The organism is Brachybacterium sp. P6-10-X1 (assembly GCF_001969445.1).
GTDB lineage: Bacteria > Actinomycetota > Actinomycetes > Actinomycetales > Dermabacteraceae > Brachybacterium.
The window spans coordinates 2471716-2485852 of record NZ_CP017297.1 but is presented as its reverse complement, the minus strand read 5'-3'; the positions used below and the strand labels follow the sequence as shown (position 1 = coordinate 2485852).

Sequence of the window (14137 nt, the reverse complement as noted above, 5' to 3'; positions counted from 1 at the left end):
GCGTTCGGGGGATACCTGGGATGCGCCGCCGGCACCTGCCGCGTAGCGTCGGGCCATGGACATCACCATCGTCGGCGGCGGCATCGCCGGCCTCGCCGTCGCTCACGAACTCGCCCCCGACCACGACGTCACCGTGCTCGAGTCCTCCCCGGGCCCGCGCGGCGGCGGCTACATGATCGATTTCTTCGGACCTGGCTTCGTCGCCGCGGAACGGATGGGCGTGATCGACGAGCTGCGGTCCCGCGGCCACGTGTTCGACGGCGTGCGTTACGGACTGCCCGACGGCAGCCGGAGCGGGACGCTCGATGTCGCACCGCTGGTCGAGGCCGCCGGCGGGCGCTACTTCTCGATCCTGCGCCCCGAGGTCGAGCTCGGCCTGCTCGCCCAGCTGCCGTCGACCGTGGACCTCCGTTACGACGCACGTGTCGTGGGATTGCGGGACGTCGGTCCCGAGCGGGCCGCGGTCACGACCGCCGATGGCGACGTCATCGAGTCCGACCTGGTGATCGCCTGCGACGGCGTGCGGTCCCCGATCCGCGAGCACGTCGCCCCCGGTCATGGCGAGATCCTGCCGATGGGGTATCGCGCGGCGAGCTATCTCTTCGAGGATCCGCAGCTGGCGAGCGATCTGGGGGAGCGGATGCTCATGACGGACACGATCCAGCGTGTGGGCTGGTTGTACGCGGCCGACGAGGCGCGGGTCGGGGTGATGCTGTCCGAACGTGTGGACCGTGCCGACACGGACAGGCCCGTTCCGGTTCCGACGCGGTTGCGGCGGGAGTTCGCGGGCCTGCATCCCCAGATCGACCAGGCGCTCACACGGGCCCCGGATTCCTTCTACGACGACCTCGTCGCCCAGAGCTATGCACCCCGCTGGAGCCGGGGCCGTGTGGTGCTGGCCGGGGATGCCGCCCACGCCCCGTCACTGCTCGCCGGGCAGGGCACCTCCCTGGCGATCGCCGGCGCCGAGGCCCTGGCCAGGGGACTGAGGGCCGCTGGTCCGCATGTCGAGGTGGGTCTTGCCGAGTACGAGCGCAGCTGGCGGCCGACCGCGGAGAAGGTGCGTCGCTCCGGCCGGCTCAGCGCCTCCGCCTTCATCCCCGCCACGACCCTCCAGCTGCGACTCCAACAGCTGGGACGCCGCGCGATCGGCCTGCCCGGTGTGAGCCACCTGGTCACGCGCCAGTTCATCGCAGCCTGAGGCGCGGCGCCGAGGCAGCCTGAGGCACGGCGCCAATGCGCTGTGCTGCCCGGCGCAGGGCCGACGGCCCCGATGCTCACCGGCGCAGGGCCGACGAGCCCGATGCTCACCAGCGCAGGGCCGACGAACCTTATGGTCACCGGCGCAGGGCCGACCCCACCAGCGCAGAGCCGCCGTGCGCGCTCACAGATGCAACGTGCCTCCGTGTCGACGGAACGCCCCGGGTGGCTGGCCGTAGTGGCGCCGGAACGCGGTGATGAACGCCCGCGCTTCGGGGTAGCCGCAGGCCCGGGCCGCCTGCGCGATCGGCTCGTCGGACTCCAGCAGCAGCTGCGCACCGCGCTCCAACCGGAGCCGTCGCAGCATCTCCATCAGGGAGGATCCCGTCTCTCGGGAGAACAGCCGTGCCGCATGACGGGACGAGAGGTGCACGTGAGCGGCGACGTCGCGCACGTGGATCGTGCGGGTGAGGTTGTCGGACAGGTAGCGCTCCATGGCCGCGACCGCTGAGGTGGTGCGTGCCGTCGGATCGAGCGTGACCGTCAGATCCTCGGCGGTGGCGAAGGCACGGGCGGTCTCGATGACGAGGGCGGCGCCGAGCGACCTGACCTGCCCGGAGACCCCGGAACGAGGTGCGGCGGCCTCCGCGGCGAGGGCGCAGATCAGCATCGGCAGGGAGCCGAGCGCGGGGGAGACCAGCGGACGGTCGGCGCGGACCAGGCCGTTCCACCAGCCGGGCAGGGAGGAGGGCGTCGCGTCGGTCGGCTGCAGGGTGAAGCCCCAGAACGCGATCCCGAGTCCCTCCGCGGGGTCGGCGATGATCTCGTGCACCTCGCCCGGGCGCGCGATGAACACGTCACCGGTCTGCACCCGGTGCTCCGCCTCTTCGACGGTGAAGGTGCCCGACCCGGAATAAGCCAGGCACACCTCGTAGAACGAGTGCGTATGGGCGTGATTGCGCCAGATGGACGGCTCGTAGAAGCCCCAACTGAGGTAGTCGACCGTGAACTCGTCGACCTCGCCGGTCACGAGCAGACCGGCGAGGTCGACGAAGGCGGTCGCTCCTGCGACCTGGTCGAGGCTCACCCCAGCATCATGCCTGGCCCGCACGCCCGGTGGGGTCGCTGCCGGCGAGGATGAGGCCCTGGCCGAGGGAGTGGTTGTGCTGGTCGGTCAGCGGCGGATCGGCCGGGTCGCGGAACTGGACCAGCCAGGTGGTGCGTGCCTCGTCGCTGACGTTGACGCCGGAGCTGTGCACCGTGAAGTAGGTGAAGAACAGCACGTCCCCCGCCTCGGCCTCCATCGGGACGAGCTGGTCGGTGGGGAAGTCGGGCAGGTGGAAGCTGCCCTGCGGATCGTGCTCACGCGGTCCTTCCTGGTGGCTGCCCGGGGCGACGCGCACGCAACCCTTGGCGTCCGGGGCGTCATCGAAGTGGAAGATCGCCGCAGCCACCTTGTGATGCGTGTGCGGGAAGAAGGGGTGGTCCTGGTGGGGTGGGAACGGGGAGCCGTTCTCCGGCGGCTTGATGAACATCTTGGTGTGGTGCAGCTGCACGTTCGGGGTGCGCAGAACGGCCGCCGCGACCGACGTGAAGCGCGGGTCGGTGAGCAGGCGGGTGTACGCCGCGTCGTAGAACTGGGCGTCGTGCAGATGCTGGAGGCTGGTCTTCCGTCCCATGGCGACGTCGGAGGCGGCGTCCCAGGTGGGGTCGTCGCCACGGTCCAGGGAGGCGATCAGCTCGTGGCTGCGAGTGCGGTACTCGGCCGCCTCCTCTTTGCTGAGCAGGCCTTTGACCAGGACATAACCCTGCTCGTCGTAGGTGTCGGCCAGGGCATCGAGGTTCGCGGGAGCAGTGGGGAGAGTGGTCATCATCGACTCTTCCTGTGGGGGTGGGGCGTTCAACGGGTCGTGCTCCTCGAGCCTACGAAGGGTGCGGCGGGCCGACCAGGCCGCACCCGGACGCGGATGTTCGCAGGGCGGACATCGACGGCGGAGTCGAGTGCTCAGCCTCGGGGCACGTAGTGCGAGATCGAGACCCCGGAATCGAAGTCCTGCGCGCTGACCCGATCGAACCTCACCGGGTCGTACGCGCCCGGCGCGAACAGCCCGATGCCGTGGCCGAACAGCAGCGGCTGGCGCTTGAGCACGAGCCGGTCGATCTCCCCGCGCAGCTGAGCGGCGAGGTGCGCGCCGCCGCACAGCCAGATGTCGCCCCCGTCCCGACCCTTCATCTCCCGCACCACCTCGACGGGGTCCGCATCGGTGACGGTGAGGTTCTCCGCGGGGTCGAGGTCGCGATGGGTGAACACGACCTGCTCGAGGTGACGGTAGGGACTGGGCGTGTCCGGCAGGCCGATGGAGTGGGTTCTCGCGCCCATCACCACGGAGTCGAAGCGGCCGCCGCTCTGGTCGATGCCGAGGCGGTCGGCGATATCGGTGGGGATGGCATCGGGGAAATCCTCGGTGATGCCGGCCATGTGGTCACCCTCGACGAGGAAGGCGTCGAACTGGTCCTGGGGTCCGGCGATGTAGCCGTCCAGGCTCACGGCCACGTAGTACACGAGCTCGCGCATGATCTCTCCTCGATCCGTCCGGATATGGCGGGCCTCGGACGGCAGACGGAGCCGCCCTGACCCACTATGCGGGAGACGGATGCTCCTGCGCGACACCCGGGGCAGGTCCGCCGTCCTGCCCGTCGCGGCCCCGGCCGTGACGCCGCCGCGCCGTCGGTCGGCGTCCGGGACACCGAGGTCTTCTCAGACCCGCACGGCGCCGAGCTTCTCGGGATTGCGGATCATGTCGATGCGGGTCACCACCGTCTGGGCGTCTGCTGTCTCGCCCTCGACCCAGACCACGCAGTCCACCCGTGGCCCGTCGTGTCCGACCAGCGCCGGCCGCCCGTTGACCTCGGCGACCTGCCACGACAGGATCGCGACCTCGGGCTTGGCCAGCACCCCGGCGGCGAACCGCAGCACGTGGTCCGTGCCGCGGACGGGTCGGCGGGCGGCCTTGGCGTGCCCGCCGCCGTCGGTGGTCAGGACGACACCGGGGGATAGCACCGAGACCATGTCCTCGAGCGCCGCCGTGCCGCGCACCGCCTCCAGGAATGCCTCGGTCAGGGCGCGATGGGCGCTCTCGTCGACCGGATGACGCGGAGTGCGCTCGCGGACGTGCGCACGCGCGCGGCTGACCAGCTGCCGCACGGAGGCCTCGGAGCGCTCGAGGGTCTCGGCGATCTCGGAGTACGGGGCGGCGAACACCTCATGGAGCACGAAGGCCGCACGTTCGAGCGGGGAGAGCGATTCGAGCACGACCAGCAGGGCCAAGGACACGTCATCGGCGATCTCCGCGGCACGCCCCGGATCCGCCGCGGCATCCGTCGAGACCGGCTCGGGCAGCCACGGGCCGATGTACTCCTCCCGCAGCCGGCTGCGCGTGCGCACCGTGTTCAGCGCTGTGCGGGTGACGGCCGTGAGCAGGAACGCGCGGGGCTCGCGCACGGACGCCAGGTCCACGTCCTGCCAGCGCAGCCAGGTCTCCTGGACGGCGTCCTCGCTGTCCTGGACCGTGCCCAGCACCCGGTACGCGGCCCCGAGGAGGGCCCTGCGGTGGGATGCGAATGCTGCCTCGTGGGTCGTGGTCATGGGGCTCCTGGGGGTCGGTGCTCCGTGCTCGAGGGTACCCCGCAGTCGTCCGCGAACCCCTGGCTGGTCAGGCCCAGTCCCGCGTTCGTGCGCGAGCGGTAGTTCTCCAACGAGACCAGCGCGGCCAGCTCGACCATCTGCCCGTCGCTGAGATCCGCGCGGAGCGCGGCCACCATCTCGTCGGTCACGGCCGACGGGGTCGCCGTGGCGGCCACCGCGTACTCCAGCACAGCCCGCTCCAGCGGGGAGTAGGCCGAACTGGTGCGCCACGCCCCGATGTCGCGGAGCTTGCGCGGGTCCACGCCGCGGTGGTGGTACTCCCAGTACCCGAAGTCCATGCACCAGGAGCAGCCGATCTCGCGGGCCGGGGCCATCACGGCCAGCGCCCGGAGCGTGGGTGGGAGCTTCTTCCAGAACGAGGCGGTCGCCTCGAGAACCAGCATCGAGGCGAGCGCCGGGCGGTGATGGAACGAGGCCTCCAGCGGATCCAGAACCTTCCCGTAGACGCGACGGACCACCCAGCGCGCGACCTTCTCGAACCGTCCGTCGCGGTCCAGGGGCACCCGCGGCGCCGGGCGCGAGGGGCTCAGGCTGTGCAATGGCGTGATGGCGGACATGGCTTCCCCTTCTCTCCGCGGACCCGTCGGCAGGGCCCGTCAGGAAGAGGACACCGGCCGGCGGCACGGTGTGACATCGCGGTCCGCGCACGTCGGCAGCTCGTCCTCCGGGGGCGGCCGACATCGCAGCATCGCAGGGCCGGGCCCGCGCCCCGGCGGCTCAGGCCCCCGCCCCGGCGCTCGCCGATTGCTCGCCGGGCAGGCGGGTGTCCAGCCGCTGGCGCGCCGCCTTTCCCCGGGCGGTCAGCGGCACGGTGCCGACGGCCTTCGCCAGGCCCACCGTCGCCCCGTTGCCGTAGAGCGTCTCGATGCCGGAGGAGGGGACGTCGTAGGTCTCGTGCCAGATCCCGACCGCGCCCGGATGCTTCCGCGCGAGCCGGTTGAACGTCTGCCAGGCGGGCAGGTGCGCCTTCTCGCTCATCCGGGCGTAGGCGTACAGGTGCTCCACGCTCTTCCAGTACTGCACGACCCAGGGTCCGGTGCCGCCGAACATCGAGTGCGCGTCGAGGAAACCGAGGTCCTCGCCCTCGCCGCGCTCGTGCGCCGCCTTGGCTCGAGAGAGCTCGGCCAGCATGCGCGGCATCGCGGCGAAGACGGGACCCCACAGGTCGGGACGGAGCGGCCGGTGGACCGTCATGCCGATGTGGAAGACGACGATGCCGTCGACCGGAGCGTGGGTGAGGCTGGGCGGGCGGGTCGTCGCGCGCCGCGACCTCCGGGGATGCGGGGTCGATGCGGGGTGCGGGTGGGAGCCCATGACTGGTCCTCCTCGACTAGAAAGTGCTACTTTCTAAGAGTGTGCTCACGGAGGTCCGCTGTCAAGGGCTATCCGGTGGGCCGGGGATGACGGCGAGAAGGTTCCGCGCAGCGGGAGAGGACGGCATGAGGATCTCGGAGCTGTCGGCGACGACCGACGTGCCGATCGGCACCATCAAGTACTACCTGCGCGAAGGCCTGCTGCCCGCGGGGCGCCGCAGCTCGCGCACCACCGCCGACTACGACGACGGGCATGCGGAGCGTCTGCGCCTGATCCGGGCGCTGGTGCAGACCGGCGGGCTGGGCATCGCCGCCGTCCGCCGGGTGCTCGCGGTGATCGATGACCCAGACCCCCAGCGGCTCGACGTGCTCTCCACGGCGCAGGACGCCCTGACGGGCGGCGGCGGGGAGGGCGCCGAGGCGCGGCCCGTCGACCCTGTGCACGCCTGGGTCGCCGCACGTGGCTGGCCGACGGGACCAGGAGACCCGGTCCTCGAGCAGCTGGGGAACGCGTGGGCGGCGTGCGAGGCGGCGGGGATCCATGTCGACGAGGCGATGATGGGCGATTACGCCGACGCGGTGGAGCAGGTGGCCCGGGTGGATGTCGCGGCGGTGCCCCAGGGGGCCGGCGACGCGGTGCGCCGCGTCGTCATCGGCACGATCATGATGGAGCCGGTGCTGTCCGCGCTGCGCCTGCTCGCCCAGCGGCACGTGTCCGTGCGGCAGGCCGGGAAACCCGACGACGACTGAATCGGAGACGCCGAGCCGGGCCCCGGGCCGGCGCCGCACCGCCCCGCCTGCGCCGCACCGCCCCGCCTGCGCCGCACCGCCCTGCCTGCGCCGCACCGCCCTGCCTGCGCCGCGCCGAACTCCCGCCTGCCCCGCGCCGAACCCCTGCTCGTGCCGTGTCGTCGGCACCGCCCCGCGGGTGCCGGGGCGGCGAGATCGTCAGTCCATGAGCAGTCGCGACCTGGTCAGGAACCTCTTGCCGTCGGGCGATTCGAGGCTGAAGCCGCCGCCGCGCCCGTCGACCAGATCGATCGTCAGGTGCGTGTGACGCCAATAGGTGAACTGCTCCCGGCTCATCCAGAAGTCCAGCGGCGAGGTGGCGCCATCCGGCAGCGGCACCTCGACGTGGCCCATGCGCACGTCGGCGTCCCCGGTGATGAGGTCGCCCTCGGGATAGCACATGGGGGAGGAGCCGTCGCAGCAGCCGCCGGACTGGTGGAACATCAGCGGACCGGTGCGGTCGATGAGTCTCTGCAGCTGGGTGACGGCGGCCGGGGTGAAGGCGACGCGCGAGAAGTCCTCGCCCTCGATCGTGGGATCCGCCTCGAGCACGTCATCGGCCGCGGTCGGCTCCGGCAGGTCGGGGGCGGGCGGCTGGCCCGGCTGCGGAGCGGGCCCGTCGGCGGCAGAAGGAGAGCTCCCGGCCGAGAGCTGAGCGTCGTACAGCCGGCCCGCGGTGCGCGGCGGCGCCCCGGGCGGAGGCTCGTCCGGAGGCGGCTGCTCGGGCTCGGGTTCGGGCTCCGGCGGGGCGGGTTCGGGCTGCGGAGGCTGCCCCGGGATCGGGACCGGCTCGGGCGGTCGACCGGGCATCGGTCCCGGCGGACCCGTGGGCGGCGGGCCCGGGGGATCGGTCGGTGGCGCCGTGGGCGGCTCGGCGGGCGGCCGCCCCGGCGGGGACATGGGTGGCTCGCTGGGCGGCGGGATCGTCGCGTCGTCAGGGGTGGAGGGATCGGTCATGGTCGTTCCTTCCGTGAGCGGCCGATGGGAAAAGTGAGGTGTGGCCGGACGGGCGGGCCGCGGAGTCGGGACCCCGATGCCCGCCCGTCGGGCGGTCGTGGGGCCGGAACCTCGCGACCAGCCCGTCAGCCGTATCGATCAGAAGAAGCCGAGCTTCTTCTCCGAGTAGCTGACCAGCATGTTCTTCGTCTGCTGGTAGTGGTCGAGCATCATCAGGTGGTTCTCCCGTCCGATGCCCGAGGACTTGTACCCGCCGAACGCGGCGTGCGCCGGGTAGGAGTGGTAGTTGTTCACCCAGACGCGACCGGCCTGGATGGCGCGGCCGGCCCGGTAGATGGTGTTCTGCTGACGGCTCCACACGCCCGCCCCGAGCCCGTAGAGGGTGTCGTTCGCGATCGAGATGGCGTCGTCGTACCCGTCGAAGCGGGTCAGCGCGAGCACCGGACCGAAGATCTCCTCCTGGAAGATCCGCATCGAGTTGTCGCCCTCGAAGATCGTGGGGGTGACGTAGTAGCCGCCGGAGAGATCCCCGCCCAGGTCGGCGCGCTCGCCGCCGGTGAGCAGCTTCGCGCCCTCCTGTCTGCCGATGTCGAGATAGGACAGGATCTTCTCGAGCTGGTCGTTGCTGGCCTGCGCCCCGATCATGGTGTCCGTGTCCAGCGGATCTCCCTGCTTCGTGGCCTCCACGCGGGCGATCCCGTCCGCCACGAACGAGTCGTAGATCGAGGCCTGCACCAGCGCCCTGGAGGGACACGTGCACACCTCGCCCTGGTTCAGCGAGAACATCGCGAAACCCTCGAGCGCCTTGTCGTAGTAGTCGTCCTTCGCCGAGGCGACGTCCTCGAAGAACAGGTTCGGGCTCTTGCCGCCCAGCTCCAGGGTCACCGGGATCAGGTTCTGCGAGGCGTACTGCATGATCAGCCGTCCGGTGGTGGTCTCGCCGGTGAAGGCGATCTTCTTGACCCGCTTGTTCGAGGCCAGCGGTCTGCCGGCCTCCGCCCCGAAGCCGTTGACGATGTTCAGCACGCCGTCCGGCAGCAGATCCCCGATGAGCTCGGCGAGCACCAGGATCGAGGCCGGGGTCTGTTCGGCGGGCTTGAGCACCACGGCGTTGCCCGCCGCCAGTGCCGGGGCGAGCTTCCAGGTGGCCATGAGGATCGGGAAGTTCCACGGGATGATCTGGCCGACCACGCCGAGCGGTTCGTGGAAGTGGTAGGCGACGGTGTCCTCGTCGATCTGCGAGAGCGCGCCCTCCTGCGCCCGGATCGCCCCGGCGAAGTAGCGGAAGTGGTCCACCACCAGCGGCAGGTCCGCGTTCAGGCATTCGCGGACGGGCTTGCCGTTGTCCCAGGTCTCGGCCACCGCCAGCATCTCGAGGTTCTCCTCGATGCGGTCGGCGATCCGGTTCAGGATCACGGCCCGCTCGGCGACGGCGGTCGTCCCCCAGGCGGGTGCGGCGGCATGGGCGGCGTCCAGGGCCAGTTCGACGTCCTCCGCGGTGGAGCGGGCCACCTCGGTGAAGATCCGGCCGGTCACGGGGGTGGGATTCTCGAAGTACTCGCCCTTGACAGGCGGGACCCAACCGCCGCCGATGTAGTTCTCGTAGCGGGGCTTGAAGGAGACCTTCGCGCCGTCGGTCCCCGGTCGTGCGTAGATGCTCATGTGCTCTCCTCGGTGCTCGTCGTCGAGTCGGGAGCGCGGGCCCCGGCCACCGCTCGGGTCGGGGTGCGCCGCGCTATGACGTGGATCACCAGGATAGGCCCTTCGGTCGGGGCCGTAGGGGCGTGATCCCGGGGTCGCGGTCGTCGGGCCGCCGCTCGCCGTCATAGGGTTGCCGGTATGGAACATCGTCACCTCGGCCGCAGCGGCCTGAAGATCAGCGAGCTCATCTACGGCAACTGGCTCACCCATGCCTCCCAGGTGGAGGACGAGCGGGCCCGCGCCTGCGTGCGTGCGGCGCTCGACGCCGGCATCTCCACGTTCGACACCGCCGACACCTACGCCAACACCGCCGCCGAGGTCGTCCTCGGTGAGGCCCTGAAGGGAGAGCGGCGAGAGTCGCTGGAGATCTTCACCAAGGTCTACTTCCCCACCGGCCCCCGGGGCCATAACGACACCGGTCTGTCCCGCAAGCACATCCGTGAGTCGATCGACGCCTCGCTGACCCGGCTGCAGACCGACTACGTCGACCTCTACCAGGCCCACCGCTACGACTATGCGACCCCGCTCGAGGAGACGATGCAGGCGTTCGCCGACGTCGTCCACTCCGGCAAGGCCCTGTACATCGGCGTCTCCGAGTGGAACGCGGACCAGATCCGCGCCGGCCATCAGCTGGCCCGTGAGCTCGGCATCCAGCTGGTCTCCAACCAGCCGCAGTACTCGATGCTGTGGCGCGTGATCGAGGAGCGTGTGGTCCCCACCTCGCGTGAGCTCGGCGTCTCCCAGGTGGTGTGGTCCCCGGTCGCCCAGGGAATCCTCACCGGCAAGTACACGCCGGGCACCCCGGCGCCGGAGGGCTCGCGCGCCCGGGACGAGAAGGGCGGCGCCGACATGATCAAGCGCTTCCTGGACGATCCGGTGCTCGAGGCGGTGCAGGGCCTGCAGCCGATCGCCGAGGATCTCGGGCTGTCCATGGCGCAGCTCGCCGTTGCCTGGGTGCTGAGCAACGACAACGTGGCCGGCGCGATCATCGGCGCGTCCCGCCCCGAGCAGATCAGCGAGAACGTGAAGGCCACGGGCGTCACGCTCGACGGCGACGTGATGGCCCGCATCGACGAGGTGCTCGGCGACATCCCCGAGACGGACCCCGCGAAGACCGTCTCCCCGGCGCAGCGCCTGGCCTGACGGGCGCGGCGGTCGCCGGCCCTGCTCGCGGCCGGCCCCGCTCGCTGCCGGCCCTGCCCAGCACCTGCACCGACAAGCACCGACAAGCACGGCGCCCGGTGTCCCGCGGAAGAACTCCACGCGACACCGGGCGCCGTGCTGTGCGGTCGGGATCCGGCCCGCCGTCCGGGGGCGATCGCCCCCGGAGGGCTCAGAGGGTCACTTCGCGGCGCCCTCGTCCTCCAGCTCGCCGCCGGAGCGGCCCTGGAGCGTGTGGCCGTCGGCCCGCATCTCCCAGAACTCGGCGTTGTTGATGCCGAGCTCCCGCGGGTCGAACTGCGGGTCCAGGCCCTGCTTCTTCTGCTGACGGTAGTCCTTCAGCGCCTTCAGGGCGGGGACCTGCAGGAACAGGATGCCGACCACGTTCAGCCAGGCCATCGAGCCCACGCCGATGTCACCGAGCCCCCAGGCGGCGCCCGCGGTGGTCACCGCGCCGTAGAACACGGAGATCAGCACCAGAGCCTGCAGCACCCGCTGCAGGACCCGCGCCAGCGGCCGGTTCTTCATCTTGCGGGTGAGGTAGGTCAGGTTGACCTCGGCCATGTAGTAGTACGCCACGATCGTGGTGAACACGAAGAACGCCAGTGTGATGGCGATGAACGTCGGTCCCAATCCCGGGAAGGCCGCGTCCAGGCCCTGCTGGACGTAGCCGGGTCCGGGCTCGACCTGCAGGCTGAGGTCGCCGATGCCGCTGCCGACGACGTCGCCGTCGCCGACGGCGTCCGCCCCCGGGTAGTTCTCGTTGGTGTACGTGTTGAACATCCCGGTGGAGATGATGATGAACGCGGTCGCGGTGCACACCAGCAGGGTGTCGACGTAGACCGAGAACGACTGAGCGAAGCCCTGCTTGGCCGGGTGGGAGACCTCGGCGGCCGCGGCCGCGTGCGGTCCGGTGCCCTGACCGGCCTCGTTGGAGTAGATGCCGCGCTGGACGCCCCACTTGATCGCGAGGCCGATGATCGCGCCGAAGACCGGCTGGACGCCGAAGGCGCTGCCGAAGATCAGTCCGAAGACGCGCGGGATCTCCTCGAAGTTCATGAAGAACACGATGATCGCGACGAGGACGAACGCGATCGCCATCACCGGCACCGCGAGCACGGCGAAGTGGGCGATGCGCTTGACGCCGCCGATGATGATGAAGCCCAGCAGGATCACCAGGGCGATGGCGGTGACCCACGTGGGGATGCCCCAGGCGTTGTCGATCGCCGAGGCCATGCCGTTGGCCTGCACGCCGGGCAGGAAGAAGCTCATGGCCAGGATCGTGACGATCGAGAAGAGGATCGCGTAGAACAGCGACAGGCGGGGAGCTTTGTGCTTGTAGGCGCGCTCGAAGTAGAACGCCGGGCCGCCGCGGTACTCGCCGGTGTCCGGGTCCTTCTCCTTGTAGATCTGGCCGAGGGTGCACTCGATGAACGAGGTGGAGGCGCCGAGGAAGCCGGAGACCCACATCCAGAACACGGCACCGGGGCCGCCGAAGGCGATCGCGGTGGCGACGCCGCCGATGTTGCCCATGCCGACGCGACCGGCCAGCGACATCATCAGCGACTGGAAGGAGGAGGTGCCGTCGGGGGAGACCTCGCCCTTCTTGAGCTGGTCGATCATGTCGGGGAGGTTGCGGATCTGGAGCAGTCCGGTGCGGATGGTGAAGTACAGGCCGACGAACAGAAGGCCGGCGATGAGAGGAATGGACCAGATCAGTCCATTGGCCCCCTCGATGAGTCCTGCGATCATGAGAGCTCCTGGGTGGGGAAACGTGACGCACGCATACCGGTGGTGACCGGGCATCCGTGCCCGCGAACCGCTCACGTGGCGTCCTTGCCAGCGGGCGGCATGTGAAGGCGGTCACGGGTACGCGCTGACGGCACTGTAATCGGTCAGAGAGCGTGATGCACACCCTGAAGCTCTCGTGACGTACTTGTGACGTCCCCGGGAGCTCTCGCCGGCGTCGGGATCGGCCGCGTCCGTTTCGCCGGACCGGACGCCGAGACCCGGCGGCCGACCGCCCGTGGCACCACCGGGCGGCACCGTCGTCGTGACGTGCGTCCTCCCGGTTGGAACCGAGGTGCTCCCGCCTCTACACTGGGGGAGACCCCTCGTGCGGTGTCATCTTGCTGAACTCCCCCAGGGCTTGACGGCAGCAAGGGCAGGTGAGCTCTGGCAGGTGCACGAGGGGTCGCTTCATGCCCGGGGGTTTTCCCCACCCCTTCGCGGCGGACATCCCCGTTCCCGTCCCCTGTGGTCGTTCCTACGGTGGATGGCGAGGCGGAGCAGCACTCGGCGCTCCCCGACGGATCCCAGGAGCGCCCGATGTCGCCGTCCCTCGCCCCGCACTCCTCGCCCTGCGCGCCGGACGGACCCGATCCGGCCGCGACCGCGCACGAGGTCGACGCCCCGCCGGCCCCACGGGCCCCGTCCGCCGAGGCCGGCCCGTCGCGCCCGGCGATCGCGCCGGACCGGCGCCGGGTGGCGGCGTTCCTGGTCCTGGCGATCGCTGCCACCGCCGCTCTGTCGGCACCCTTCGCTCTCGGAGCGCTGCCTCCCTCGGCCGTCGGCGTCGTGGTGCCCCTCGCGCAGCTGTCCCCGCTGCTCGCCGCGCTCCTCGTGCGCCGTCGGGACGAGCCCTGGTGGCGCGCGCTCTCCGTCGGCGTGCCGTCGTGGCCGATGCTGGTGATCGCCGCTCTCGGAGCGGTCGCCGCCTTCGCCCTGGTGCCGCTCGGTCGGGTGCTCATCGGCCTTGGCGCCGGGGCCCCGCTGGCCACCGACACCGCCCCCGTGCTCGCGCTCGCCGCCGCGGTGCCGGTGGTGTTCGCGGTCCAGGCCGCGTTCGCCATCGGGGAGGAGGCGGGCTGGCGGGGTTGGCTGCACCGCGAGCTCGCGCCGCTCGGATTCTGGCCGTCCGCCCTGGGCATCGGGGCGATGTGGGCGCTGTGGCACCTTCCGATCGTCCTCGCCCTGGGGCTCTCCCCCCGCGAGGCCGTCGGGTACCTGGGCAGCATCGTCGCCGTCGCCCCGCTGTTGTCGGTGCTGCGCGAGATCTCCGGCACGGCCTGGGCCGCCGTCATCGGCCACGGACTGTTCTCCAGCCTCCGCGTCGCGATCGAGCAGAATCTGCTCGGCCCCGTCGACCCGGGCATGGCCTGGTTGCTCGACGTGTCCTCCTGGGTGCTGTGGATCGCCGTGGCCTGGATGGTGCTGCGCGTCGCCGGAGGCCTCGCGCCCGGCGCCGGACCCGAAAGGACCGCGCCGGGACTGTCGGGACGGCGTCGCGATGCGTAGCGTGGCGGGACAC

General features: G+C 71.0%; 13 protein-coding genes and 1 other RNA gene. 5 read left to right on the top strand and 9 right to left on the bottom strand.

The window, feature by feature from the left end:
• The first annotated feature begins 55 nt into the window (after window positions 1-55).
• Window positions 56-1201 carry an FAD-dependent oxidoreductase gene (locus BH708_RS11185; protein ID WP_076808719.1) on the top strand — a complete coding sequence of 382 codons (1146 nt, stop codon included), beginning with the start codon at window positions 56-58 and terminating at the stop codon, window positions 1199-1201.
• Window positions 1202-1384: 183 nt separating this feature from the next.
• On the opposite strand, the gene BH708_RS11180 is transcribed toward BH708_RS11185, so the two are convergent.
• The 6 genes from BH708_RS11180 to BH708_RS11155 form a co-directional block, all read right to left on the bottom strand.
• Window positions 1385-2287: an AraC family transcriptional regulator gene (locus BH708_RS11180; protein WP_076808717.1), complete on the bottom strand. Its 903-nt coding sequence runs from the start codon at window positions 2285-2287 to the stop codon at window positions 1385-1387.
• 7 nt (window positions 2288-2294) lie between these two features.
• Entirely contained in the window at window positions 2295-3074 is a 780-nt protein-coding gene (locus BH708_RS11175; RefSeq protein WP_253705311.1) for a phytanoyl-CoA dioxygenase family protein, read from the bottom strand.
• A 131-nt stretch (window positions 3075-3205) separates the two neighbouring features.
• Entirely contained in the window at window positions 3206-3775 is a 570-nt protein-coding gene (locus tag BH708_RS11170; protein ID WP_076808715.1) for a dihydrofolate reductase family protein, read from the bottom strand.
• Between the two features lie 183 nt (window positions 3776-3958).
• Window positions 3959-4846, bottom strand: coding sequence for an RNA polymerase sigma factor SigJ (gene sigJ / locus BH708_RS11165; RefSeq protein ID WP_076808713.1), 888 nt, complete (start codon window positions 4844-4846; stop codon window positions 3959-3961).
• Window positions 4843-5463: a carboxymuconolactone decarboxylase family protein gene (locus BH708_RS11160; RefSeq protein WP_076808711.1), complete on the bottom strand. Its 621-nt coding sequence runs from the start codon at window positions 5461-5463 to the stop codon at window positions 4843-4845. The genes sigJ and BH708_RS11160 overlap by 4 nt, the downstream gene beginning before the upstream one ends.
• 160 nt (window positions 5464-5623) lie before the next feature.
• Entirely contained in the window at window positions 5624-6220 is a 597-nt protein-coding gene (locus BH708_RS11155) for a DUF4188 domain-containing protein (protein WP_083713517.1), read from the bottom strand.
• A gap of 125 nt (window positions 6221-6345) precedes the next feature.
• Between BH708_RS11155 and BH708_RS11150 the strand changes: the two genes are divergently transcribed.
• Window positions 6346-6969, top strand: a complete 624-nt coding sequence (locus BH708_RS11150) for a MerR family transcriptional regulator (protein WP_076808710.1) — start codon at window positions 6346-6348, stop codon at window positions 6967-6969.
• A gap of 198 nt (window positions 6970-7167) precedes the next feature.
• Here BH708_RS11150 and BH708_RS11145 read toward each other — a convergent pair whose 3' ends face one another.
• Both BH708_RS11145 and BH708_RS11140 read right to left on the bottom strand, forming a co-directional pair.
• A complete protein-coding gene (locus tag BH708_RS11145) occupies window positions 7168-7587 on the bottom strand; it encodes a DUF779 domain-containing protein (protein ID WP_076811167.1) in 420 nt (139 codons plus the stop codon).
• Window positions 7588-8103: 516 nt separating this feature from the next.
• Window positions 8104-9627: an aldehyde dehydrogenase family protein gene (locus BH708_RS11140; protein WP_076808708.1), complete on the bottom strand. Its 1524-nt coding sequence runs from the start codon at window positions 9625-9627 to the stop codon at window positions 8104-8106.
• 177 nt (window positions 9628-9804) lie between these two features.
• Between BH708_RS11140 and BH708_RS11135 the strand changes: the two genes are divergently transcribed.
• Window positions 9805-10809 (top strand): aldo/keto reductase family protein, encoded by a 1005-nt coding sequence (locus BH708_RS11135; protein WP_076808706.1) that lies wholly within the window; start codon window positions 9805-9807, stop codon window positions 10807-10809.
• A 198-nt stretch (window positions 10810-11007) separates the two neighbouring features.
• Here the strand turns inward: BH708_RS11135 and BH708_RS11130 are convergent, their stop codons facing one another.
• Window positions 11008-12579, bottom strand: coding sequence for a sodium:alanine symporter family protein (locus tag BH708_RS11130; RefSeq protein ID WP_076808705.1), 1572 nt, complete (start codon window positions 12577-12579; stop codon window positions 11008-11010).
• Between the two features lie 353 nt (window positions 12580-12932).
• Here BH708_RS11130 and ffs point away from each other — a divergent pair.
• An RNA gene (gene ffs / locus BH708_RS11125) (signal recognition particle sRNA small type) lies at window positions 12933-13029 on the top strand.
• Between the two features lie 126 nt (window positions 13030-13155).
• A complete protein-coding gene (locus BH708_RS11120; protein ID WP_076808703.1) occupies window positions 13156-14124 on the top strand; it encodes a CPBP family intramembrane glutamic endopeptidase in 969 nt (322 codons plus the stop codon).
• Window positions 14125-14137: the final 13 nt, after the last annotated feature.

Bases quoted from the DNA above. Each gene is read 5' to 3' on its own strand.
- BH708_RS11135 (WP_076808706.1), top strand. From the start codon at position 9,805: ATGGAACATCGTCACCTCGGCCGCAGCGGCCTGAAGATCAGCGAGCTC.
- sigJ (WP_076808713.1), bottom strand. From the start codon at position 4,846: ATGACCACGACCCACGAGGCAGCATTCGCATCCCACCGCAGGGCCCTC.
- BH708_RS11120 (WP_076808703.1), top strand. From the start codon at position 13,156: ATGTCGCCGTCCCTCGCCCCGCACTCCTCGCCCTGCGCGCCGGACGGA.
- BH708_RS11175 (WP_253705311.1), bottom strand. From the start codon at position 3,074: ATGATGACCACTCTCCCCACTGCTCCCGCGAACCTCGATGCCCTGGCC.
- BH708_RS11130 (WP_076808705.1), bottom strand. From the start codon at position 12,579: ATGATCGCAGGACTCATCGAGGGGGCCAATGGACTGATCTGGTCCATT.
- BH708_RS11155 (WP_083713517.1), bottom strand. From the start codon at position 6,220: ATGGGCTCCCACCCGCACCCCGCATCGACCCCGCATCCCCGGAGGTCG.
- BH708_RS11150 (WP_076808710.1), top strand. From the start codon at position 6,346: ATGAGGATCTCGGAGCTGTCGGCGACGACCGACGTGCCGATCGGCACC.
- BH708_RS11170 (WP_076808715.1), bottom strand. From the start codon at position 3,775: ATGCGCGAGCTCGTGTACTACGTGGCCGTGAGCCTGGACGGCTACATC.
- BH708_RS11160 (WP_076808711.1), bottom strand. From the start codon at position 5,463: ATGTCCGCCATCACGCCATTGCACAGCCTGAGCCCCTCGCGCCCGGCG.
- BH708_RS11140 (WP_076808708.1), bottom strand. From the start codon at position 9,627: ATGAGCATCTACGCACGACCGGGGACCGACGGCGCGAAGGTCTCCTTC.
- BH708_RS11185 (WP_076808719.1), top strand. From the start codon at position 56: ATGGACATCACCATCGTCGGCGGCGGCATCGCCGGCCTCGCCGTCGCT.